11 protein-coding genes are annotated in these 23,606 nt (G+C 70.8%); all 11 read right to left on the minus strand.

All coding sequences use genetic code 11. From position 1 onward, the window contains the following. Positions 1–24: 24 nt before the first annotated feature. Positions 25–4,524: an FtsK/SpoIIIE domain-containing protein gene (locus AB0N59_RS02310; RefSeq protein ID WP_363478116.1), complete on the minus strand. Its 4,500-nt coding sequence runs from the start codon at positions 4,522–4,524 to the stop codon at positions 25–27. Positions 4,525–4,580: 56 nt separating this feature from the next. Continuing rightward, positions 4,581–5,969, minus strand: coding sequence for an RDD family protein (locus AB0N59_RS02315; protein WP_363478119.1), 1,389 nt, complete (start codon positions 5,967–5,969; stop codon positions 4,581–4,583). Further along, the gene (locus AB0N59_RS02320; RefSeq protein ID WP_363478122.1) at positions 5,969–7,639 is read right to left on the minus strand and encodes a serine/threonine-protein kinase; all 1,671 of its coding nucleotides are present in this window, start codon (positions 7,637–7,639) and stop codon (positions 5,969–5,971) included. The genes AB0N59_RS02315 and AB0N59_RS02320 overlap by 1 nt, the downstream gene beginning before the upstream one ends. After that, a complete protein-coding gene (locus AB0N59_RS02325; RefSeq protein WP_363478125.1) occupies positions 7,636–8,943 on the minus strand; it encodes an FHA domain-containing protein in 1,308 nt (435 codons plus the stop codon). Before AB0N59_RS02325 ends, AB0N59_RS02320 begins: the two co-directional genes overlap by 4 nt. Further along, a complete protein-coding gene (locus tag AB0N59_RS02330) occupies positions 8,940–9,758 on the minus strand; it encodes a protein phosphatase 2C domain-containing protein (protein WP_363478128.1) in 819 nt (272 codons plus the stop codon). Before AB0N59_RS02330 ends, AB0N59_RS02325 begins: the two co-directional genes overlap by 4 nt. Then, entirely contained in the window at positions 9,755–11,101 is a 1,347-nt protein-coding gene (locus AB0N59_RS02335) for an RDD family protein (RefSeq protein ID WP_363478131.1), read from the minus strand. Before AB0N59_RS02335 ends, AB0N59_RS02330 begins: the two co-directional genes overlap by 4 nt. Then, positions 11,098–13,488 carry a transglutaminase-like domain-containing protein gene (locus AB0N59_RS02340; protein ID WP_363478134.1) on the minus strand — a complete coding sequence of 797 codons (2,391 nt, stop codon included), beginning with the start codon at positions 13,486–13,488 and terminating at the stop codon, positions 11,098–11,100. Before AB0N59_RS02340 ends, AB0N59_RS02335 begins: the two co-directional genes overlap by 4 nt. Beyond that, entirely contained in the window at positions 13,485–14,744 is a 1,260-nt protein-coding gene (locus AB0N59_RS02345; RefSeq protein ID WP_363478137.1) for a DUF58 domain-containing protein, read from the minus strand. Before AB0N59_RS02345 ends, AB0N59_RS02340 begins: the two co-directional genes overlap by 4 nt. Next, complete coding sequence (locus tag AB0N59_RS02350) at positions 14,744–15,715, minus strand: MoxR family ATPase (protein WP_363478140.1); 972 nt, start codon at positions 15,713–15,715, stop codon at positions 14,744–14,746. Before AB0N59_RS02350 ends, AB0N59_RS02345 begins: the two co-directional genes overlap by 1 nt. Before the next feature lie 34 nt (positions 15,716–15,749). Continuing rightward, on the minus strand, positions 15,750–21,779 hold the full coding sequence (locus AB0N59_RS02355) for an Ig-like domain-containing protein (protein WP_363478143.1): 6,030 nt from the start codon (positions 21,777–21,779) through the stop codon (positions 15,750–15,752). 245 nt (positions 21,780–22,024) lie between these two features. Then, the gene (locus tag AB0N59_RS02360) at positions 22,025–23,509 is read right to left on the minus strand and encodes a S8 family serine peptidase (protein ID WP_363478146.1); all 1,485 of its coding nucleotides are present in this window, start codon (positions 23,507–23,509) and stop codon (positions 22,025–22,027) included. Between the last annotated feature and the right edge of the window lie 97 nt (positions 23,510–23,606).

A 23,606-nucleotide genomic window follows, 5' to 3' on the forward strand; every position in this document is an offset into this window, starting at 1 on the left:
GGAGAAGTCCCCATTCGCGTATCGTCAGGACTGCTCGGGCACGTACGGCATCTGCATCGTGATCGCGCGACCCGCCTGCACCATGATTCCGCGGCCGACGGGGAAGTCCGAGCGCTTCATCCGGCTGAACGGCACCTTGAACAGCGACTCGCCGTCGTAGGTCTCGGGCTTGAGCACGATGCCCTGACGGCCCGACTTCCACTCGCCCAGCACGCCGATGCTGCCGCTGGCGCGCGTGATCTCGGCCTCGCCGATGAGCATGTGGTCGCTGTTGTTCATCGCCTGCAGCAGAGCGCGCATCGGACGGTCTGCGGCACCGTCGGCGAGATGCGGGATGTCTTCGATCACGATCAGGATGCGCTGCTTCTGCGCGTCGCTGACGACGAGCTCGGCGAGCTCGGTCGCGAGCTCCTTCTCGTCCTCCGCCTTCGTGGCGGAGCGCACCCACGGACGGAAGTCCTTGAGCTCGGCCCGCCGGCTGCCGAAGTGGTACATCTGCACGTTCGGATCGAACCGCTCGACCGCGGTGATGAGCGACCTGAGCGCGTTCGTCTTCCCCGACTGAGGCGGACCCGAGATGACGAACGACCCGATCGGCTCGAACCCGTGCGGAGCGAGCGAATCGTCGGCGACGCCGAACACGGGCATCCCGTCGACCGTCGCCGGCATCTCGGCGATCGGCACCATCGTCGGCAGCGCGCCGATCTCGGGGAGATCGCGCACGCCCTTCTCGCGCAGCCTGTCTCCGAGGGCGCGCAGCGCCTTCGTCTGCTCGACCACGTTGGCTGTGCCGCCGAGCACGGCGATCTGCGCCTCATGCCCGTCGATGATCCCGCGGCCCGGCGCGGACTGCTCGTCGAGGATGTCGCGGGGCACGTTCAGCAGCATGTACTGGCTGGGGTCGCCCATGCGCAGCAGCACCTTGCGGGGGATGTTCGAGGCGACGGCGCTGGGCACCGCGTTGCCGCGGTCGGCGGTGAGCACCGTGTGCACGCCGAGCGTTCGGCCCTCGCCGAGGATGCGCATGAAGATCCGATAGAACGGGCCGCGACCCGGCGCCATCTCCCAGTCCTTCTTGAACTCGGGATAGTTGTCGATGAGCAGCAGGATGCGCGGCATGTTCGGGTCTGCCAGCTCGCGGTACTCCTGCACCGAGGCGGCGCTGGCCGCCGAGAATGCGGCCGCACGGCGGTCCATCTCGCGATCGAGGGTGCGCAGCAGCCGCTGGATGCGCTCGGCGTCGGCGCTGTCGACGACCGAGCCGACGTGCGGCAGGGCGTTCAGCGCGCTGAGCGCGCCCGAGGCGAAGTCGAGGCAGTACACCTGCACGCGACCGCGCTCGGGCCGCATGCCTGCCGCCGTCGCGATGGTCTTCAGCAGAGTCGACTTGCCCGACCCGGAGGTGCCGTAGATGACCAGCGATCCGTCACGGTCGGGCACGAACACCGCCGCTTCCTGCAGCTGCTTCTCGGGCACGTCGAGCAGCGCCATCGGGATGCGCGTGTCGCCGTCGTTCGGCAGGTGCTTGAGGTCGACCAGCGGCGCGAGGTCGTCGAGCCACGGCCGACGGGGACGGTGCAGGCGAGCAGCGTCGGCGGCGCGGATCAGCGTCGACACGATACGCTTCTGATCGTTCGGTCCGAGGTCCTCTTCGTGCGAGTCGGACTCCGGCGGACGGTCGGGCTCCCACTCTGCGGTGGCGCCGAAGCGCAGCTCCGACACCCGCACCTCGGCGACACCCGACTCGTCATCGGTGGTCCAGCCGCCCGCGTACGCCGACTGGAAGGGCACGAGGCGACCGGGGCCGGTCTTCGCGATCGCGCGACCGGGGATCGACGGCGGGAACGATGCGGCGATCGCGTCGTCGACGACGTCGCGCGAGTCGGCCTCATCGGCCATCCGCAGCGCGATGCGCAGGTTCGTGTTGGCTCGCAGGTTGTCTTTGATGACACCGGCGGGGCGCTGCGTGGCCATGATCAGGTGGATGCCGAGCGAGCGGCCGCGCTGGGCGATGTCGACCACCCCGTCGACGAACTCGGGCATCTCGGATGCCAGGGCCGCGAACTCGTCGATCACGAGCACGAGCGCGGGTGGGCACTCCGGATCCTGCCGCTTCTCGAGCTCGAGCAGATCCTTCGCCTTCTTGCGGTTGAGCAGATGCTCGCGGTGGTGCAGCTCGGCGCGGAGGCTCGTGAGCGCACGCCGCACCAGGTGCGGGCTGAGGTCGGTGACGAGGCCCACGCAGTGCGGCAGCTCGACGCAGTCGGCGAACGCCGATCCGCCCTTGTAGTCGACGAACAGGAAGGTCACCCGGTCGGGGCTGTGGGCTGCGGCCATGCCGAGCACCCACGCCTGCAGGAACTCCGACTTTCCGGCACCGGTCGTGCCGCCGACGAGAGCGTGCGGCCCCTGGGTGCGCAGATCGAGCGCCATCGCCGAGCTGGCCCCCTGGCCGATGATGGCGCGCAGCGTGCCCGACTTCTTGAGCCGGGGCCGGGGTGCGGGCGAGCGATCGACGATGGTGTTGTTCTGCCGCCAGCGCTCGATCACGACGTTCGGATCCTCGGCGATCGCCGGGTCGACGAGCTGCAGGAACATCACCGAGCCGGGGATGTCGGACGAGTCGTGCGTCACCGTGCTGGCGTCGACGACGGGCGCCAGGCGACGCGCGAGCATGTGCATGTAGGCGTTCGAGACGCCCTCGACCTGCACGTGCTCGAAGTTCTCGCCGTTGCGGACGAGGCCGACGTGCGCGTCGGTGAGTCCGGTCGTCACGTCGATGAAGCTGCGGCACACGGCCGGCAGCGATTCGACCGTCGGAGCGACGAACACCGCGTGCACGCCGTGATCGGCGCCTCGCTCGAGCACGTCGGTGAGCCGGCCGCGATCGACCGGCGCATCGCTGGTGACGAAGACGATCACCGACAGCGCGGGCGTCTTCTGGTGGTCGGTGGCGGCACGCGCGACGTCGGTGCCGTACAGCAGCGGGTTCCAGTCCTCCTTGAACGGACCGCGCGGCTCTCCTGCGGCATCGGCCGAGCGCTGCACGTAGTCCTCGAGCATGTTGAGCAGGGCGGCTCCGGTCGGCGCCGAGTCGGCCAGCGCCAGGTCGCGGAACGGGCTCTTCTCGCTCGAGGTGTGCGGCAGCCACTTGAGCCAGTCGAGCTCGGCCGTCCAGGTCGAGTCCGAGAACGCGACGGCGACCACGTCGTTGGGCGCGTGCAGGCCGAACAGCTGCACAGCCAGGCCGCGCATCGCGTCGGCGACGGGGGCCTGCGGCCCTGCGATGCCGACCGATCCGGAGTCGGCAAGCATGTCGAACACCGGCACGTCGTCGACGTACTCGTAGCGCTCGCGCAGCCGGTCGATGCGGTCGATGAACTCCGGCAGCCCATCGGGCGTCTCGGCGTCGTCGATCGAGTTGCGTGCGGGCAGCCGGCAGCTGCCCAGGCGCAGGGCGAGGAAGTTCCAGTGCTCGGGCCGTCGGGTCCAGAGCATGGGCCCCAGCCGCATAGCGTGGTCGAACACCTCGGCGACCGGCGGCGCCTCGGCGTTGCGCGCGGCCTCCTCTTCCGGCTTGCCGTGGAAGAAATCCTCTTCGAGCTGCTCGAACTGGCGCTCGAACAGCGCGAACTCGTGGTTGGTGCTCTTCTTCGACTGCGCCGACTGGTTGACCACGTTCATCAGCGCCATGAGCGGCGTGAGCACGATCATCAGCAGCGAGCGGGGGTTGCCGTTCATCGCGTAGAGCGCGGCGCCCATGAGGATCGGGGCGACCATGATCGCCCACGGGAACATCTTGCCGATCTTCTCGGTGGGCAGCCGCGGCATCTTGAACTTCGTGCCGGGGTAGCGCACCTCGATACGCGGGCTGCGGTTGAACAGCAGACCGCCGCCGCGCTCGATGACCGGCTCCTCGGACGAGCTGCCGTCGAAGCTGTGCGCGAGCCGCGCTTCGAGGGTCGTGCCGCCGATCACGAACGGCTGGCCCTCTTCGATGCGCACGCGCTGCGCGGCGACCCCGTCGACGAGCACGCCGTTGGCGGAGTTCAGGTCGATGACCTCGATCTGCGTGCCGACCTCGAGACGGGCATGGCGCTTCGAGACCATGGCATCCGGAAGCACGACATCGTTGCCCGCATCGCGGCCGATCGAGACCTGCCCCGCGGTGATCGGGAACTCCTGCCCTGCCAGCGTGCCGCCGGTCGCGCGCAGCACACCCACGACGGCGCGCTGGGCGGTGGTGATGTGGCCCGAGCCGTAGTTGAGGATCGACGCAGCGAAGCCCGAGCCGATCGCCGCCTCGCCGATCGGCACGTCGGGCTGCAGGGCGACGAGCCGCTCACCGGTCGGCGGCGCGACCGCGAGCGTGAGCACGTCGCCCTCGCCGACCGGAGTCGACCGCGCGGGGTCGGCCTCGGCGATGTGCCTGGCGACGTCGCCCGCGGTCGCGGTGGAGTCGGTCGTGACGACGATGTCGACGGGATCGCCGGTCTGTCGGTGCAGGGTGAGCTTGAGCCTCATGCGTCGTCCTCAGTTTCGATGTGTCTCGCCGGTGGCGGCGCGCGTCGAGCGGGGAGTCATACCCTGACCACGGCCGCGATGCGGTCGCCGAGCCGGATGGTGTCGCCCTCGGTCACGAGGGTCGCCGCTCCTGCGCTGAGCGCGTACTCGGCTCCCCCGCGGATCAGGCCCGACCCATTGGTCGATCCGAGGTCGACGACCTCGATGCCGCCGTCGACGGGGCGGGCGAGAAGGTGGGTCTTCGACAGCGATCGCGTGCTGTCTGCGAGCGGCATCGGCGTGGCACCAGGGTGCCCGCTCGCGTCGGGGTTGCGGCCCAGGAGCACGGGCGCGGTGACCCCGATGCCCTCGCCCGTGTCGAAGCGCAGACCGAAGCGCACGGGAGTCGCAGCCTCAGCCGCGGCGGGCGCAGGCGCGGCAGGGGCGGGCGCGGGCGCGGCGGGGGCCTCGGGCTGCCGCTGAACGGCCACGGTGCGCGCCTCCCGAGGCTGCCTCGGCACGGCGTCGACGACCGGTGCGGCCGCACCGGCTGCGGGCGTCGGAGCCGAGGGCGGGGGCGACGCGGGTCCGGACGCCTGCTCGTCGGGCTTCGCCGGTGCGCGGTAGCCGCCGAGCACCGGCTTGCCCGCCTCGCCCTGCGGCTCGGGTTCGGACTCTGCGACCACCGGGAGCCCGATGACGGGGCGCTCGTTCGCATCGTGCGGGCGGGCGACTCCGAGCACGCCGGCGCTCACGCGGCTGCCGGGTCGATAGGCGGGCTGCTGAGACGGGTCGACGGGGGTCGCGAGCGAGGGCAGCACGACGCGTTCGCGGGTCGGCTCGGCCTTGACCATCTTGCGGGCGACGCGCATGCGCTTCTCGTCGAACGGGTTGAGGCCGGCGCGCACGTCGACGAGCCAGACCCCGCTCGCCTTGTCGTGCCAGCCCCGGCCGCGGCGCTGGGGGTCGAACACCGGCGAGAGCAGGAAGAGCACCGAGCCGATGGCCGGCAGCAGACCGGCGGCGCCGACGATGAGGTAGCGCAGCAGCAGTCGCAGGAACCCGGCCTTGCCGAGGGTGCGCACGTTGACCGTGCGGATGCGGGTGAGCGCCTTGCCGATCGTCATGCCCTTCACGGCGTGCAGCGACCACTGCACGATGGCGAGCGCCAGGCTCAGCAGCGCCGTGATCGACGCCATCACGACAGCGAGGGTGAAGCCGGGGTGGTTGACGAGACCGTAGGCCGAGATGGATCCGTTCGCCAGCTTCATCAGCAGGGGCACCGACCCGATCAGGAACGGCAGCTGCACCAGCATCCACGCCGCGCCGTCGTACACCGCGGCGAGCGCGCGGCGGCCGAGCGGCGCCGGAAGCAGACCGAGTGCGGCCGCGTACGCGGGGTCAGGACGGCCGGACTCATCGAGTCCTTCGATCGTCTCGCTCTTGTCGTCGATCTCCCAGATCATCAGTCGACGCACTCCCTGACCTCGGGCGAAGAGGTGCCGTTGTCGCGCTTGACGATGACCTCGATGCAGGTGCGGTCGGGGTTCGGCCCCGGCAGCACGACCTTCGGCTCGGTCACCTGCGCCGACTTCGACGGGCCGTCGAGCGTCACCTGGTTCCAGAGGAACGTGTCGCCCTCCTGCGGGTCGGCGTTCTTCCAGGTGAAGGTGACGACATCGCCCGAACGGGTGCCGACCAGGTCTTCGACGGGCGGCACGAGACCGGCCATGGGGTCCTTCGCCTCCGGTTCGGACGGCGGGGGCGTCTTCGTCGTCTGGCTGGCGATGCCGTCTGCGGCCAGGCTGCTGGCCCAGATCACGCCGCCGACGACGAGCAGTGCACCGACCAGCATGAGCACCCAGCCCCACCACGGCACGCCCTTGCGAGCGCGGGGAGCGTCGGCTGCGGCGGTCGCGGCCTCGTGCGGCGAGGCGGGTGCAGCGGCAGGCAGCGCGGCGGCGGGAGCGGATGCCACGGGTGCGACGACCCGCGGGGGCCGCAGAAGCGTCTGCTCGTCGTGGTCGGCGGCGGGCGGCGGCGTCTGCGACGCGCTCGACGGGGCGCGCAGCTGCGTCTGCTCGACCGCTGCGGCGGGAGCGCTCGCGGGGTCGAAGCGCGGGATGTCGCCGACGACCGGCGCGGCCTTGCGCTCGGTGCGCGCCGACGGGCGGGTCGCGTTCTCGGCCTCGCCCTGCGGGCTGATCGAGCGCACCTCTCGTACGCGCGTCAGGCCGTCATCGTCGTCTTCGAGCTCGTCGGCCGACGGATGCTCGTCGACGATGTCGATCGGGGTCACCGAGTGCGCGAGCTCGATCTGCACCTTCTGCAGAGCCCTGGCGAAGGCCACGGCGCTCGGGTACCGGTCGTCGGGATTCTTCGCCATGGCGCGCTCGAGCACGGCCTGCAGGCTCGACGGCGAATCGGCGCGGTCGAGCTTGGGCACCGCCATGCGCTCGATCCGCTCGATGAGGTCGGCGCTGGTGTTGCGCTCGCCCGGCCGCTCGAACGGCGACCGCGACGCGAGCAGGGTGAAGATCGTGGCGCCGAGCGCGTAGACATCGGTGCGCGGTCCGCTCACCGGCGGCTCGGCGAACGATTCGGGCGGCGACCACGGGATCGACATGCCGGCGGCCTCGTTGACCGCGCCCGCGGTCGTGGCGATGCCGAAGTCGGTGAGCGCCGGCCTGTTGTACTCGGTGACGAGGATGTTCGCCGGCTTGATGTCGCGGTGCAGCACACCCGCGCGGTGGGCGGTCTCGACGGCGCCGGCCACCTGGATGCCGACGCGCAGCGCCTCTGCCACCGAGAACGGCTCGCGGCGCGAGCGCACCTGCAGGTTGGGCCGCGAGCAGTACTCCATCACCAGGTACGGCCGGCCGTCGCCGGCGACGCCTGCCTGGTAGATCGTGACGATGGCGGGGTGTGTGGACAGCATCGCCATCACGTTCGCCTCGTCGGTGAACTCCTGTGCCGCGCCCGTGCTCAGACGGTCGGCGAGCAGCACCTTGACCGCGACCTTGCGTCGCGGCATCTGCTGCTCGTAGAGGAAGACATCGGCGAAGCCGCCTGCGCCGAGCGGCTGCAGGTACGAGAACCCGGGCAGGACGGGCGGCTCGGAGGGGGGCCTGCTCACACGAGTCCTTCGAACGCGACCGTCACGCCGTCGCCGAGGTCGACGACGTCTCCGCTGAGCACGAGGGTGTGCTCGCCGGGGTGCAGGCGCACGGGGTCGGCGCCCGGGCGCAGCAGGGTCGATCCGTTGGTGGTGCGCAGATCGATCACGACCACGGAGTCGCCCTCGGGGCGGATCTCGAGGTGGCTGCGCGAGATGTCCTGCTGCGGGCTGTCGACGGCGACGAGGTGCGGCATGCTGTCGCCGCTGACGCGGGTCGAGCGCGGCCGGCGTCCGATGATCACCGTGCGGTCGAGCTCGATGACCTGCCCGGTCGACAGACGTGCGACGCCGTGCCCGCCGGAGGCGACCGAGGAGTCGACCACGGGGAGCACCGCCGTGGGCGCGTCGGGCCCGGCTGTCGGCGGCTCGGTGGTGAGTCCCTGCTGCGACCGAAGGCGGCGCAGCTCGGCGGCCGAGATCGTCGCTCCGTCGTGGTCTCCGAGACCGGGGATGTCGGAGGAGGGGATGCCCTCGCCCTCGCTCATCGGCGCCAGGGTCAGATCGGCCGGGATGAGGGTCTGCGCGATCGCCGGGTCGTCGCCGGGGAAGGATGCGGCCTCGAGCTCCGGCTCGGGCGCGGACTCCGCCTCAGACTCCGGCTCCGCCTCGGGCGCGGACTCCGCCTCGGGCTCCGGTTCAGCCTCGACCTCGGGCTCGGGCTCGGGCTCGGAGACCAGCGGCTCGGAGACGGCCGGCTCGTCGTCTTCAGCATCCGCGACAGCTGCGGGAACGGCCTCCCCGGCGGGCTCGAGCGCGACCGGCGCAGAGGCGCCCGCCGCGGCCGACGCGCCATCGGCATCCGGATCCGCGGCCTGCGCCGGGGTCGCTGCCGTCGCTCCCTGACGCAGAGTCGCCGCGAGCACGACACCCGACACGATCGGGTACCAGGCGTCGGTCTGCTCGTCGTCGACGGTGAGCTCGAAGCCCCGCGCGTCGGCGATGAAGCGCTCGGTCCACGTGGTGACCTCGGCACCCGAGACGACCTCGTCATCGCCGGATGCGACGATGCGAGCCTGCACGGGGCCGCGAACCGCGAAGCGGATCGAGTCGCCCGAGGTGAGTGCCACGGCGAACGACCCGAGAGCGGCGATGGAACCGGCCGCGAGCACATCGATCACATCGGTGAGCGCGGGGGTGCCGTCGCGCAGCATGCCGTGCAGCGTCTCGAGACGAGCGGCCTCGACGTCGGCCGGCACGGCGACGATGCCGCCGGACTCGACGACGAGCTGCCAGGTTCCGGGCCGGTAAGAGAACTGGTTCATCGAACCCCTCCAGTCAGTGTCTCCCGCGGACGCGTGTCGGCGTCCACATCGTCCATCTCGTCCGAGAGCACGATCGTTCCGGGTCGGGTGGTGACGGCTACCGCGTCGACCACCACGACTGTGATGTTGTCGCGCCCGCCCGCGTTCACCGCATCGGCCGTCAGCAGGTCGGCCGCGCGCTGCGGATCGGCCTCGCTCGAGAGCACCTCGGTGATGCGCGCCTCGGAGACCTCCGAGGTGAGCCCGTCGGAGCACACGAGCATGCGGTCGCCGCGCTCCGCGGGGAAGAGCCAGAAGTCGGCGTCGCCGGTGCTGCCCGCGCCGATCGCGCGCGTGATGATGTTGCGACGCGAGTCGGTCAGCGCCTGTTCGGGCGTCAGCTCGCCGGCATCCAGCAGCTCCTGGATGACCGAGTGGTCCTCGCTGATCTGCTCCAGCTCACCGGAGGCGAAGCGATAGGTGCGCGAGTCGCCGATGTTCACGGCCAGCCAGTAGCCGAGCCCGTCGACGGAGGAGATGACGACGCCGCTGAGCGTCGTTCCCGCGCGGGCGCCCGTCGTCGCGAGCTGATCCACCGACGCCCGGGCGCGGGCGACGGCCTGCCGCACATCGTCGAGCTCGAGCGCTTCGCGGCCGACGAGCTGCGAGAACTCGGCCACCACGGCGCCGCTGGCGACCTCGCCTGCTTCGTGGCCGCCCATGCCGTCGGCGACGATGAACACCGGCGCCGTCGAGAGCTGGGCGTCTTCGTTGAGCGCACGGCGGGTGCCCGTGTGGGTCGAGGAGCCCACCCGCACCATCACCGGAGCCGTCATGCGAAGCCGCCGATCGTCACGATGCGGTCGCCGATCTCGAGGGCGTCGCCGAGACGCACCGGCACGCGCTGACCGGGAGGGCACGCGATGCGCGTGCCGTCGCGCACGATCGTCAGGCCGTTGGTCGAGTGGCGGTCCATGACCCAGCCGCCGGTCGGCTCGGAACCCGCCTCGAAGTGCGTCTTCGAGAGCGAGAGCGTCTCGTCGCGCACCGAGACGACGACGGTTCCCGGCTCCTGCTCGGGGTTGCGTCCGAACACCGTGCGGGTCGAGACCGACACGCGCTGACCGTCGTCCCACGTGAAGACGAGACGGTGGCCGGGCACGCTGATGCGCGTCGATTCGAGGTCATCGTCGTCGTCGTGAGCGGATGCCTGCTGGCTGCCCTGCTGCGCGATCGGTGCCTGCTCGGAGGGCGACGCGGCAGCTGCGGGTGCGGGCGCTGCCGGAGCGGGAGCGGCAGCCGGAGCGGGCGCCGCGGGAGCGGAGGCCGCCCCCGGCTGCGTCACGCCGGGGACGAACGAGATGAGCGGATCGCCGGGAAGCCCCTGGCGCGCCGGCGGCGCGGCGATCGTCTCATCGGGGGCGGCGGCAGAGGCATCCGGAACCGGCGCGGCGGGATACGCCGGAGCCGCAGGTGCCGCCGGAGCCGGGGGGAGCACGGGAGCGGCAGGCGACGCGTGCCGCGGCGCGACGATCGTCTCGTCGGGGAAGCCGTCCGGCAGCGGCGGCGCGTCGCGCGTCGGCTGCGGGAAGGCGAACGGCGCCGGCGGGGCCGGCGGCGTCGGCTGCCCGGTGTAGCCGCCCGTCGCGAGCGGGTTCGGCAGCGCGGGAGGCGCCGGAGGCATCGCCGGGGCGGATGCGGGTGATGCGGCGGGCACGGCCGCTGCATCCAGCATGATCGCCCCGGCGACCTTGTCATGCCAGCCCTGGTAGCGGCCGCTGCCGTCGAACAGCGGCGAGAACAGACCCACCACGAACGAGCCGGTGATCGCGAAGACGACGTTGCGCAGCAGTGCACGCCAGAACGCCAGCGGAGCCAGGTCGGTCGCACCGACGAGGCGGATGCGCTGGGCGCGCATGCCGATCGACCCCTTGCCGGTCTGCATGATCGTGTAGACCACGAACCAGCCGAGGATCAGCAGACCGAAGACGCCCGCCGCCACGGCCACCGAGGCGAGCGCACCCGCCGCCGCCTCCGGGCTCTGCAGGGCGCCGACCATCAGGCTCGCGATGACCACGGTCGAGACGACGGGCAGCACGCCGGCGATGAGAGCGTCGATGACGTAGGCGATCACCCGTCGCTGGATCGGCGCGATGTCTCCGGGGGGAATCGTCGTCATGGGGTCTCGCTCTCGGACGTCGTGTTCTTCTTGTCGATGTTGCCAGGTTCGCGCCGCACGCGGGCGGTCGCGGCATCCTTCAGCTCCTGCATGCGCTCTGCCATCCTGCCGTTGCCGGTCAGAGAGCGCAGGCTCAGCCGGGCCTTCGTGCGGCCCCAGAACGTGGTGGCGCCGCGCAGGTCTCCGACCGCCGCGTCGACCTCGCGCCAGAACGCGTCGACCTCCTCGGCCGTCGGCTCGCCCGGCCCGAAGACCTGGCCGTCGGCGCGCACGGCGAGCGCGGTGGCGGCGGGCAGCGTCAGGGTGGATGCCATGACGCCGGCCTCTTCGACACGGGTGCCCCCGGGGACGATGCGCGCGCCGTGGTCGATCGCGCGGTCCGTCAGCTCGTCCCATCCGCCGCTGATGCGGTCGGAGTGACGCTCGGCGTTGCGGCGCGACCGCCGCTTCGCCGCCTTCCACGCGCCGATCACGATGAACGGCGATGCGAGCAGCAGCAGCACCCCGAGCGAGACTCCGACGATCGCGAGGATCATGCCGATGATGCCGAGCACGTTCAGGCTGTCATCCTCGGCCTTGCGGTCGTCCGGCACGGTCGGCGGCAGGTCGACCGGCTCCTGCGGAGGGGGCGGCGGCTGCAGCACCTGCGGCTTGGGGTCGACGCGCGGCTTGGTGTTCTGGTCCTGAGGCACCTTGTCCTCGGGCGGGGTCGGGTCGAACGGCAGCCAGCCGAACCCCTCGAAGGCGATCTCGACCCAGGCGTGCACGTCGTCGCCGGTCGCGGTGAACACGGGGTCGCCCTTGCGATCGCCGTCGGGGTAGTAGCCCATGACGACGCGCACGGGCATCCCGACCTCCTGCGCGGCGAGGGCCATCGCGACGGCGTACTGCTCGTCGTCGCCGATCATCTGGTCGCCGCCGAGCAGGGTGCTGATGCGCTCGGCGGTGTGACCGGCACGCGAGAGCACCTCGCCCTCGAGGCCGTGGCTGAAGAACCCGCCCTCGGCGAAGAACGTCTCGAGCGCCCTGGCCTGCTCGATCGGCGTCTCAGCATCGGTCACGATGTCGGCGGCCATCGCCGAGAGATCGTCGGGCGAGTACGGAGACACCTTCTGCCTGATGTTCGCGAAGTCGGCCTCTTTGAGCACATCGTCGCTGATCTTCGGCGCGAAGACGGCGTCGACCGTGTACGCGTCGCCCTTCTTCAGGCCTGCGGTGACCACGGTGGTGTCGGTCGCCGGGTTGCTGTACGCCGTGCGGCGCAGCTCATCGGCGCGGTCGCCGCCGAAGCGCACGTCGTCGACCACCGAGGCACCGGGCAGCCAGACGCCCGAGTAGTCGTCGATCTCGAAGCGCAGAGAAGCCGGCACGCCCTCGGCGCCTGTCGCCATGTCGCTGCGCAGCGGCAGGAAGGCGCTCGACGAGCCCGGCCCGCCGTCGGTGACGTTGTAGACCATGCCGTCCCAGCCGTCCATGGCGGCCAGGCGCACCCGAGCGCCCTCGGGCAGGCCGGTCACCGTGAACAGGGTCTTCGTCTTCTGGTCGCGCACGGTCTTGCGGAATCCCTGCATGGGGCTCGCGTAGTCGCGGATGTTGAACGGCGGGATGATCGCATCGCGGAACACGCTGCGCGGGCCCGCCTGCGCGGTCACCGCGTTCACGGCCGCTCCCGCACCCGCGGCGAGCGCGATGACCAGCGCTCCGCCCACGAGCCGGCGCATGCGCATGTAGCGAGCGCGGGCGGGGTCGGCCTCCGACACGTTCACGGCCGACGACTGCGGCGCCCACCATGCGCGCAGAGACATCCACACGGCGGCCACGCCGGCGATGATGATGCCCTGGGCGAGCGGGAAGGCGGCGGTCGGCACTCCGAGCGCGATCGACAGGAACAGCGCCGCGACCACGGGCAGCAGCGACCACGCCAGACGGCGCAGGCGCAGGGCGAGCGAGGCCGAGACGACGGCGGCGACCAGTCCGATCAGGAAAGGCACGAGCAGGTGCCCGTCGGCGGCCGACACCGGAGCGACCGTGGTCAGCAGCTGCTTCCACGACGTGACAACCCCTGTGGCCAGCGCGCCCAGCGTGTCGATCGTGGGGATGACGCCGAGCATGGTCGTGTGCGGCAGCGCGAGCGCACCGCCCAGCAGGAAGTACACGGCGATCGTCGCGCCGGTGACGATGAGGATGCCCCACCCGCGCCACGCGCACAGGGTCGCGACCCCGAGCCCGAGCACGACACCGCCCACGGCCGCGAGCAGGAAGCTGGGCCCGCCGAACGTGGTCCAGAATCCGACGAGCGCGGTGAGCAGCAGCATCCCGACGGCGACGATGTCGACGACCCAGCCGGGCCGCAGACGCGACGGGGTGACGGTCTTCGGAGCGGTCATGCGAGCACCCTCTGCAGTGCGGCGGGAAGCTGGTCGAGCGCGCCGACGGTCACGACGTCGGCGTCGGCGATGCGACGCAGCTCGGGGCTGTCGAGTCCGTGCTGGGCGACGACGGCGAGCGCGCGCGCCCCGAACGGCAGCCGCGCGCAGGCGCGACGCAGGTCTTCGACGTCGACGCTGGCCCCGCAGACCAGCGCCACGACGCTGGCGGTGGGCATGGCCGCCGACACGACGCCGGCGAGCTCGGCGATGCCGCCCTCTCTCGGCTTCGACTGCTCGACCGCCGAGAGCGAGTCCAGCAGCTGCTTTCCGGTTCCGGATGCCAGTTCGCGGCCCTGCACGCGCACATCGACGCGCTGGGAGTCCTGCAGCGCGCGAAGCCCGATGGACCCGGCGATCGAGACGCCGAGCTCGAACTCGTCGTCGGAGCGGTAGTCGGCGCGCGCGCGCGAGAGGCCGATCACGAAGTGCGAACGACGGGTCTCCTCGAACTGCCGCACCATCATGGTTCCCGTGCGGGCGGTCGAGCGCCAGTGCACGTGACGCAGGTCGTCGCCCGGCTGGTACTCGAGCAGGGCGTGGAACGACACGTCATCACGCGACAGGTCCGCCGCCGGCAGGCCCTCGAGGTCGCGCAGGAATCCGAGCGACTGACCGCCGAACAGCACGGTCTTCGGATGCACGAACAGGTCGACCGGGTCGTCACGACGGTGAGCGCGCTCGAAGACGCCGAGGGGGTCGCCGCGCACGACGCTGACCGGGCCCACCTCGACGACGCCGCGGCGCTGCGTGGGGATCGCGAACAGCTCCTCGGCGCTCTGGCCTGCTGCGAGACGCTGGATCGAGAACTCGCCGCGCCCCGCGCCGACGGGCAGCACGACGCGCGACGGCAGGATCGCCCTGCTGCTGCGGTTCTCGAGCTTCAGCGCTCCGATCGCCCGCTCCCCCACCACGACGCGAGTCCTGGCCAGGTCGAGCGACACGTCGTACTGCGTGCGTCCGATCAGGAACAGCGCGCAGATCACGAGCACGAAGCCCAGCACCCACGCGGCGATCACGAGCTCGCGCCAGCCCTGCACGGCGCCGACGATCCAGAACAGCACGGTCAGCGCTATCAGCATCCACCCGAGCGGACGCACCACCCCGGCGACGAGGCGCAGACGCTCGAGCGCACGCCCGCCGAGCACGGCGACGACGTCGCGCCAGCCGGCCTCCTGCCCGGGCGCGTCCCTCTCGACCACGGTCGCCTGCGACATCAGACCGCCGCGCGCGCCTGCGGCGCAGCCACGTTCTCGAGCACGCGCCCGATCACGCTCTCTGCCGTGGTGCCGGCGAACTCCGCCTCGGCGTCGAGCAGCAGACGGTGCTGCCACACCGGGCGGGCGAGAGCCTTGATGTCGTCCGGCAGCACGTAGTGGCGGCCGTGTGCGGCTGCCCACACCTTCGCGATGCGGATCATCGCGATCGCGCCGCGCACCGAGACACCCAGGCGGATGGCCGAGTCGCCGCGCGTCGCCTCGGACAGCTCGGCGGTGTAGCGCAGCACGGCGGGCTCGACGTGCACGGTGGCGGCCAGGTCGGCCATGTCGGCCACAGCGCCCGTAGTGATGACCGCGGTGAGGCCGGCCGACGGGTTGCGGTCCGAGGCGCCGGCGAGGATGCGCTCGGCGACGTCGAGGTCGGGATAGCCGATCGACGTCTTGATCAGGAAGCGGTCGAGCTGCGCCTCGGGCAGCTTGTACGTGCCGGCCTGCTCGACGGGGTTCTGCGTGGCGATGACGAGGAACGGGCGACCGGCCTCGTGCGTCACGCCGTCGACGGTGACCCGCGACTCCTCCATGACCTCGAGCAGCGCCGACTGCGTCTTCGGCGAGGCGCGGTTGATCTCATCCGCCAGCACGATCGACGCGAAGATCGGGCCCTTGTGGAACTCGAAGCGGTGCGCCTGCTGGTCGTAGATCGTGACGCCGGTCACGTCGGAGGGCAGCAGGTCGGGAGTGAACTGGATGCGCGAGCTGGTGCCCTGCACAGTAGCCGCGAGCGCCTTCGCGAGGCTGGTCTTGCCCGTGCCCGGTGCGTCTTCGAGCAGCACGTGGCCTTCGGCCAGCATGGCGGCGACGACGAGGCTGACGATCTCGCTCTTGCCCTGCAGCGCCTTGTCGACGTTCTCGACGAGACGGTGGAAGGTGCCCTGGAACCAGGCGGCCTGTTCGGGGGTCATGGTCATTGCTGTGGGTTCCGTTCTTCGAATTCGTCTGTCGTCAGTACCAGATCATGGGGTCCGCGGCGCCCCAGCCGCCGATGCGGACGTGCACCTTCGCCCCGGGCGTTCCGTAGAAGCACGTCGCGTTCACCTTGCCGTTGGCAGGCACGTAGATGTCCGTACCGCCGCCGAACTCGCCGCCGTCGTTGCAGTACAGGCGGTAGTTGCCGGCGGGGAAGTTGGCGACGTCCACCGCCATGTACGCGCACGACGAGTGGGTGCACGACCCGGAGCCTCCCCATCCGACCGGCCAGCGGCCGGATGTCCCCTTGACCGTCTTCGCGGTCGGCTTCGGGGGCGAGTCGGTCTTCGCGGAGTACCTCGGCGACTCCGCCGCACCTCCCTCGGCCTCGACGCGCACCTTGATGTTGTGCGTCTGGTCGTACCCGTTGCCCACGATGCGCTCACCGGTCTTCGAGTCGACCCGCTGCCAGCCGCCGTTGTCGATGCTGATGTAGGTCGTGATCGGCCGGCCGTTCTCCGAGCCTCTCGAGTCCCACGTCAGCCTGATCGCTCGATCACCGCTCTTCGTCGCGCTACCCGACGGTGCGTGCGGTGGGCCGAACGGCGTGACGGAGTTCGACGCCGTCGACGGACCGGTCTGCGACTGCTGCCCGCCGACCACCGAATACGCCCGCACTCGCACGGTGTACGGCGTGCCGTTGTTCGCCGGGATGAGCGAGCGGCCGTCCCACGCCTGCCACTGCTCGGCGTTGCGCTGGAACTGGTAGCGCATCTCGCTCTCGGACGCGCCGTTGCGCGCGGCCTCGGTCATCGTGAACGTGACCTCGATCGCTCCGTCCCGCGGCTTCGCCGTCACGCTCGATGGAGCACCGGGCTGGCCGAACGCGCGCTGCGGAGCCGACTGCGGGCCGAGGGCGCCCCAGTTGGGCGCCTTGTTCTTCGCCCGCACCGCGTAGGTGTAGTCGGCCGTGCTCGTCGGCACCCTGACGGTCTGCGAGGTCGCCGTTCCCACCTGCGAGCGCGAGACCTCGCCGCCACCGCGGTAGGTCACCAGCTCGTACTGCTCGATGGGCGCGCCATTGGTGTCCGGCTGCGACCAGCTGACGGTCATCTGCGCCTCGCTGCCGACCGACGGCGCGCTGCTGACCGTGGGTGCCGCGACGGCGGCCGGTGGCCCGGCCGGGATCTCGGCCGCCGAGTACATGCTCCAGCTCGACGGGTCGGGCGCGCGGTTGTGCGCCTGGATCCGCACGCTGTAGCTCGTGCCGTTCTCGAGGCCCTCCCAGCGCAGCGAGTTGCCCGTGACGCCCGTCTTCTGCCCGATGCCCGAGGGCGGGGTGGGCGAGATCTCGAGCGTGTACGACTCGACCGGCGAACCGCTCGAGGTCGGGGTCGTCCACGACACGTCGAGTGCCTTGTCGCCGAAGGCGAGCTTCGGCGGCAGCGGGGTGTCGGGGCGGGTATCGGGGCGTGCGACCTCCGACGCGGCAGAGGCCGGACCCTCGCCCACGCGGTTGGTGGCCGTGACCGCGAAGGTGTACTCGACGTTGTTCGTCAGCCCGTCGAGCGTGCACGTGGTCGAGGTACAGGCCTTCGTGTACGGGTTGCCCGACACCGACGTGACCGTGTACTCGGTGATCTCCGCGCCGTTGTTCGACGGCGCCGACCAGTTGAGCACCACGGTGCGGTCCTCGACCGCGGTCACGGTCGGCCGGCCCGGAGCATCCGGAATGCCCTGCACCGTCACGGTGATCCGGCCCTCGACCTCGCGGTCGGGGTCCTTCGTCGCGTCCTGCACGCGGTAGCGCACCACCATGACACCGACGAACGTCTTGTCCGGCGTGATGTTCACGGCATCGCCGGCGACCTTCGCCGACCCCTGGCCGCTCTCGACCTCGGCGGTCAGCAGCTTCAGCGGCACGCCGTCGGCGACGAACGGGTTGATGTCGTTCGCGAGCGCGGGAACCGTGATGGTCTCGCCCTGGTCGGCCTCGTCGACCGAGTCGGGGCTGGCGACGGCCAGTGAGCGGGTGGATGCCGTCACCGTCACCTGCACGGTGCCCTCGACGGGCTCGGTGGTTCCGTCCGTCACCGTGATCGGGATCGTGACCGCGGTGCCCTTCGGGGTGTCGGCGCCCGTCTCGGCGTACAGCGTCGTGCCGTCGATGCGCGCATCGATGCCCTCACCCGGCTGCGAGGTGATCGAGAAGCGGAGCTTGCCCTGGTCCTTCGGGTCGGGGTCGGTCGCGAGGCCCGACAGATCGAGCGCGGTCGCCTTCTCGCCCGGCGCGATCTGCATCTGCGCGCTCGTGAGCGTCGGCGGCTGGTTGTCAGGCGGCAGCACCGTGATCGGGATCGTCAGCGTCGACTTGCGACCCTCGGGGTCGTCGGGGCCGTCGCCGTCAGTGACCTCGAACGTCAGCGCGTCCTCGCCGAAGTAGCGGTCCTTCGACGTGTACACGAGGGTCGTCGTGTCCTTGATCAGGTCGTCGCCGTTCGCGTACGACGCGCTGACCTTCGCCGCCTCCGTGAGGCGCACGTCGCCGCCACCGGCCACGACGACGTACTTCTCGAGCGGGATCTCCTTGGTCTCGCCGCTCTTGACCTCGAGCGGCTTGGTCGACTTGAGGCGCGGCCGCAGCTCGTCGATCGCGGGCACGAAGATGAACGCCGACGATGCGAGCTCGTCCTGGTCGGTGATCACGTAGCGGATCAGCTGACGCTCCTCGCCGACCTTGACCCGCACCTTGCCGTCGCCGAGCAGACGCGCGCCGTCTTCGATCGTGACGTCGACGCCCTCGATCGTTCCGTCGGGGTCCTCATCGTTGCGCAGGATGTCGAGGTCGACCGACAGGTCGTCCTTCACGTCCTCCACCTGCACGCGGTCGTCGCGGGCGATGGGGTTCATCAGCGGGACGTCCTTGTCGACCTTCACGAAGATCGCCGCCGTGCCCCGCGCGCCCTTGGCGTCGCTGATCGTGTACTGCAGCGAGGTCTCGAGCTCCTCGTCGGGCACATCGATCACGATCCGGTCGCCCGAGATCCTGGCCTTCATGCCCTTCACATCCGGCGGAAGGACCAGCCCCGACTTCAGATAGCCGATGCGGTCGCCCTCGGGGTCGGAGTCGTTCGCGAGAGCAGGCACCGCCACCGATCGACCTGGACGGACGACGACTGAGTCGTTCACGGCGTAGGGTGCCTGGTTCACGGCCTCGGGAGGCGCGACGCCGACGCGAATGGATGCCCTCGACTCGGCGCCGAGCCGGTCTCGCACCCGGTAGGCGAAGGCGTCGACGCCTGCCGCATCCTCGTAGGCCTCGTAGGTGAGGTAGTTGTTGCCCTGCTCGACGATGCGCCCCTTGGCCGGCGCGCTGTCGACGCCGATCAGCTCGACGGAGTCGCCGTCGGCGTCGAGGCCGTCGAGCGGAACGGGGATGTTGATCCGCGATCCGGCGAGCGCGCGGGCGGTCAGGTCACGCGGACGCGGTGCGGCGTTCGTGCCGTCGTCGTCGATGGGCAGCACCTGCACCGAGATGTGACCGCCGGCCTTCTGGCCGCGGGTGTCGACGGCCTCGTAGGTGATGTACACGGTGCCGGGGTTCTTCCCGGCACGGAAGCGCACGGTGTCCTGCGAGACGAACGCCTCGCCGTCCTCCGGATCGACCAGGGGCTCGACCAGGTCGGGAGCGACGGTCAGCTTGTCGCCGTTGGGATGCACGTCGTTGTCGAGCACGGGGATGGTCACCACGTCGCCGACGCGCACGACCGCCTCGTCGTCGTTCGTGACCGGCGCGAGCAGCTTGGTCGGCGCCGGAATCGGGATGACCACGACGTCACCCTCGGCCGATTGCTTGCCGTTCGAGATGCGGTAGGTGATGCGCACGGGCTCGGAGAGCGAGCCCTGGTCGCTCACGCGCAGCGTCTCGTGGTTGAGCACCGACACGTTCACGCCGCTGCTCGGCGGCACCGAGACCGACTGCACGACGAGCACGCCGCCGGCGGGGTCGCTGTCGTTGCCCAGCACGCCGACGAGCGCTTCGCTGCCCGAGGTGAGCATGGCGACGTCGCGCACCGCGACCGGTGCGAGGTCGCTCTGCTGCTTGTCGAGCACGTCGACGCGCACGATGCCCTTCGCGGGCTTCGGCCCCGCCGTCGCGAGGTACTGCACGTAGTAGGTGCCCGGCGTGTTCGCCTTGAGTGAGAACTTGCGGTTCGGGTAGTCGCGGTCGATCTCGACCCCCGGGGTGTCTTCCACGCGCGCCAGGCGCAGCTGCTCCCGGCCCGAGCTCGTGTCGTTCGCGAGCGGCGAGACGGTGACCGACTCGCCTGCGCGCGTCACGACGTGATCGGCGTTGGTGAGCGGGTTGGTCGATCCCTCGGGCTTGACGTCGAGCACGATCTTGCCCGTCGCGACCTTGCCCATGGCGTCCGAGACGCTGATCTCGATCTCTTTGCGGCCCTGCAGGCTCGCGACGGCGCGGTAGGTGATCTTGCCGTCGGTGGTGAACTCGACCTCGTCACCGGGTGCCGGCTCGACACCGCGCAGGTACAGGTCGTCGCCGTCGGGGTCGCGCCAGTCGGGCAGCACGTTGTACGAGACCGTGCCGCCGGCCTCGACCGCCACCTTGCTCGTGCGCTTGGGGCGCGGAGCGCCGTTCGTCTTGTCGTCATGAACCGAGACGGTGACCTGGGCGGTGTCGCGCCCGCCTCGTCCGTCGTCGATCTCATAGGTGAAGGTCGACGTCCCCGTCGCGTCTTCCGGCACGGCGATCTGCAGGGCGGCGCCGTTGAGGATCGGGCGAACCTCGCCCACCGACGGCTGCTTCCCCTTCAGCGAGGCGACGAGCACGTCACCGTCGGGATCGTTGTCGTTGTCGAGAACCGACAGCAGCGTCGTGCCGCCCGGGCGGACGCCGAGATCGGGGTCGTCCTCAGCCGTGGGGACGGTGTTCTTCTCCTTGCGCTCGGGCAGAGAGGTCTCGACGGTCTCCTGGGTGGTGTTCTCGTCGTCTTCGCTCTCGCCCTCCGGCGGAACGAGCACGCTCCAGTCGTCCACGCGCTGCAGGCTCTCGTTCGCCAGCCAGGCGGCACCGCCGATGATGTCGTTCAGCACGATCACGTCGCGGTTCACGCGGAACGTCAGCGACGCGGAGTTCTCGGCGCCGGGGATGCTCTCCTTCACGTCGAGCGAGTCGCCCGTGCAGTCGCGGATGAACGTCGCCGACACGGCCCACGCGCCGTACGTGCAGCCGCGCAGCTGCACCGGAGCGGCCGGGGTGCCCGTGCCGTCGGCCTTCTCGTCGACCGGTTCGCCGCCGTCGAGGGGCACCTGCAGCAGAGCGGTCGGCGTCGCGATCGCCACGGCGGCCGAATCAGCGGATGCCTGCTGCAGCACGGCATCCGCCGCCTGATCGATCTCGGTGCGGAACCCGCCGGGAGTCGTCACGATGCCCGCCGCGGCGTCGAGCACCACAGGCGTCGAGCCGACCGCCGTGATGCTCGGCTGCTCGCTCAGATCGAGCTCTCCGACCGACGCGGTCGCCGGCTCGAGCGGCATGCCCTCGGGATCGGACGGAACCGTGACGACCTCGCCCTTCTCGCCCGAGAGCGCGTACACCGTGCCGTCACGCCCGACCGTCACGTCGGCGCCCTTGCCGAGCTCGATCGTCGGGTCGGCGGCCTTGATGTCGAAACCGGAGAGGCCCTTCGACGATGTGATCCACAGATCGCCGGACCTGTCGTCGAGGATCGCGACGGTCTTCGCCCCGAGCGCGACCTTGGCGCTGCCCGGCACAGACGCGCTGTCACCGAGCACCATGCGGGCGGGATCGACCGCCGTCAGGGTGCTCTCGCCGCTGTCGGCCACCAGCACCGTCTCGCCGTCCTGCAGCACGTCGTAGTTCTCGCTCGCCGCGCGCATGCCGCCGTCGAGCACCGTCGACTCGTGGTTGAAGTGCCCCACGAGGAAGCTCGACGACTTCGTCAGCCAGACACCGGCGTCGTTCAGGTCGACCTTCGTGGTGGGCAGGCCGTCGTACGCCACGGCCATCGTGGTGAGTGCCACCGCTCCGATCGCAACCCCCGCGATCGATGCCGCCGTCTTCGGTCGTGATCGGACCCACGACAGTGCCTTCATACTCAGTCAACCCCCCTAGGGCGCCGCGAAACGCCGTCAACATCCTAACCGGGGGTCACGAATGCCGTCGCGCCGAGCGCATGGGTACCTCTGCCCATGCGCTCGGCGCTGCAGCGTACAGAACGGGTGCACGGCCCCGAGGCCGTGCACCCGCTCAGCGCTGCGTGGTCGTATCAGCGGACGGCGGCGTACGCGTCGACGAGACCTTCACCGTAGAAGGAGTTCTCGTCGTCGGTGCCCACGCACGGCGCCGCGACCGTCGTCACGGTGCACGCGGTGTCGATGGCCTGCGCGCGCAGCTCGTCGGCGATGCGGTCGGGTCCCCACGTCGGGTGGGCCGACTTCATCAGCGCCGCGACGCCGGCGACGTGCGGCGACGCCATCGAGGTGCCGCTCTTCAGGCCGTAGCCGTTGTCGCGCACGATGGTCGAGAGCACCCGGCTGCCGGGAGCCGCGACATCGATCACGCCGAGTCCCCGGTTCGAGAACGACGACAGGATGCCACGGCTGTCGACCGACGAGACCGTCACGACGCCGTCGAGCTCGGTCGGGATGTCCTTGCACGAGCTGTTGATCTCGCGCACGGTCGGCTCCGCAGCGTCGTTCGGGCTGCTGGCGTCGGTCGTCTTCGCCGACAGGTCGTACGAGCTGTTGCCCGCGGCGGCGACGTGCACGGCGCCCTTCGAGGTCGACCAGTCGACCGCGCGGCGCACGGCTTCCATCGCCGGGGCCTGCTCGGGCTGATCGCCGCACCAGAACTCGAACGGGTCGACGTAGTAGCTGTTGTTGGTGACGTCCATGCCCTTGAGGCCGGCCTCCATGAAGCCGCACACCGCGTACTCGGGGTAGATGAATCCGTCGTCGTTGACGACCTTGACCGAGGCCATCTTCGATCCGGGTGCGATGCCGACGATGCCGACGCCGTTGCGCGCGGCGCCGATCGTGCCTGCGACGTGGGTGCCGTGGTCGCTCGTGGTGGGTGCCCACGCCGCCTCACCGGTCGCCGGACGACCGGCATCCGTGCAGCCGACCGAGTTGAGCCGATCGATCTGGCTGGCCAGGTCGGGGTGATCGGGGTCGATGCCCGAGTCGAGCACGCCGATGAGCACGTCCGGGGAGCCGGTGGTGATCTCGTGCGCCTGCGGCACGTTGATCATCTTCATGTCCCACTGCTCGCCCTCGCGCGGGTCGGTCGAGGTGGCGGCGGTGCCGTCGGAGATGTCGGTCTTCTTGGTCTCAGCCTTCTTCAGCTGACCCTTGCCTGGGCCCCACGGGGTCGCGACGCCATCGGGGGTTCCCTCGCTGACCGCCACCGAGCGGGTGGGACCGGCGGATGCGATGGAATTGCCGCCCGCGGCGACGACGGCGGTGCGGAAGTCGGCCTTCGTCGAGTGCGCGACGATCACGCCGATCTGCGGCCACGACTGCACGACGACACCGCCCGCGGCGACCACCGCAGCCTCGGCCTTGCGCACCTGACCGGGGTTCACGATCTTGGTGTTGACGACGTAGCTCGACACCTGACCGTCGGGCGTGGAGATGGGCACCGGGGTCGATGCGGCCTCGACGGCCGGGGCGGCGAATGCCGGCTGGACGCCGACGACGCCGACTCCGAGAATGGCGGCGGCCACTGCGATCCGCGCTGTTCGCGCTCTCATGCGGGTGATCATATGCACTCCTTCGTGTCATCTGCGGGCGGTTCTCGCACCGCTCACCCGATCCTGTCAGAGACCCTCGCGCACGCCGGGTAGGCAC

The sequence above is a fragment of the Microbacterium sp. NPDC089321 genome, from assembly GCF_040684935.1.
Classification (GTDB): Bacteria; Actinomycetota; Actinomycetes; order Actinomycetales; family Microbacteriaceae; genus Microbacterium.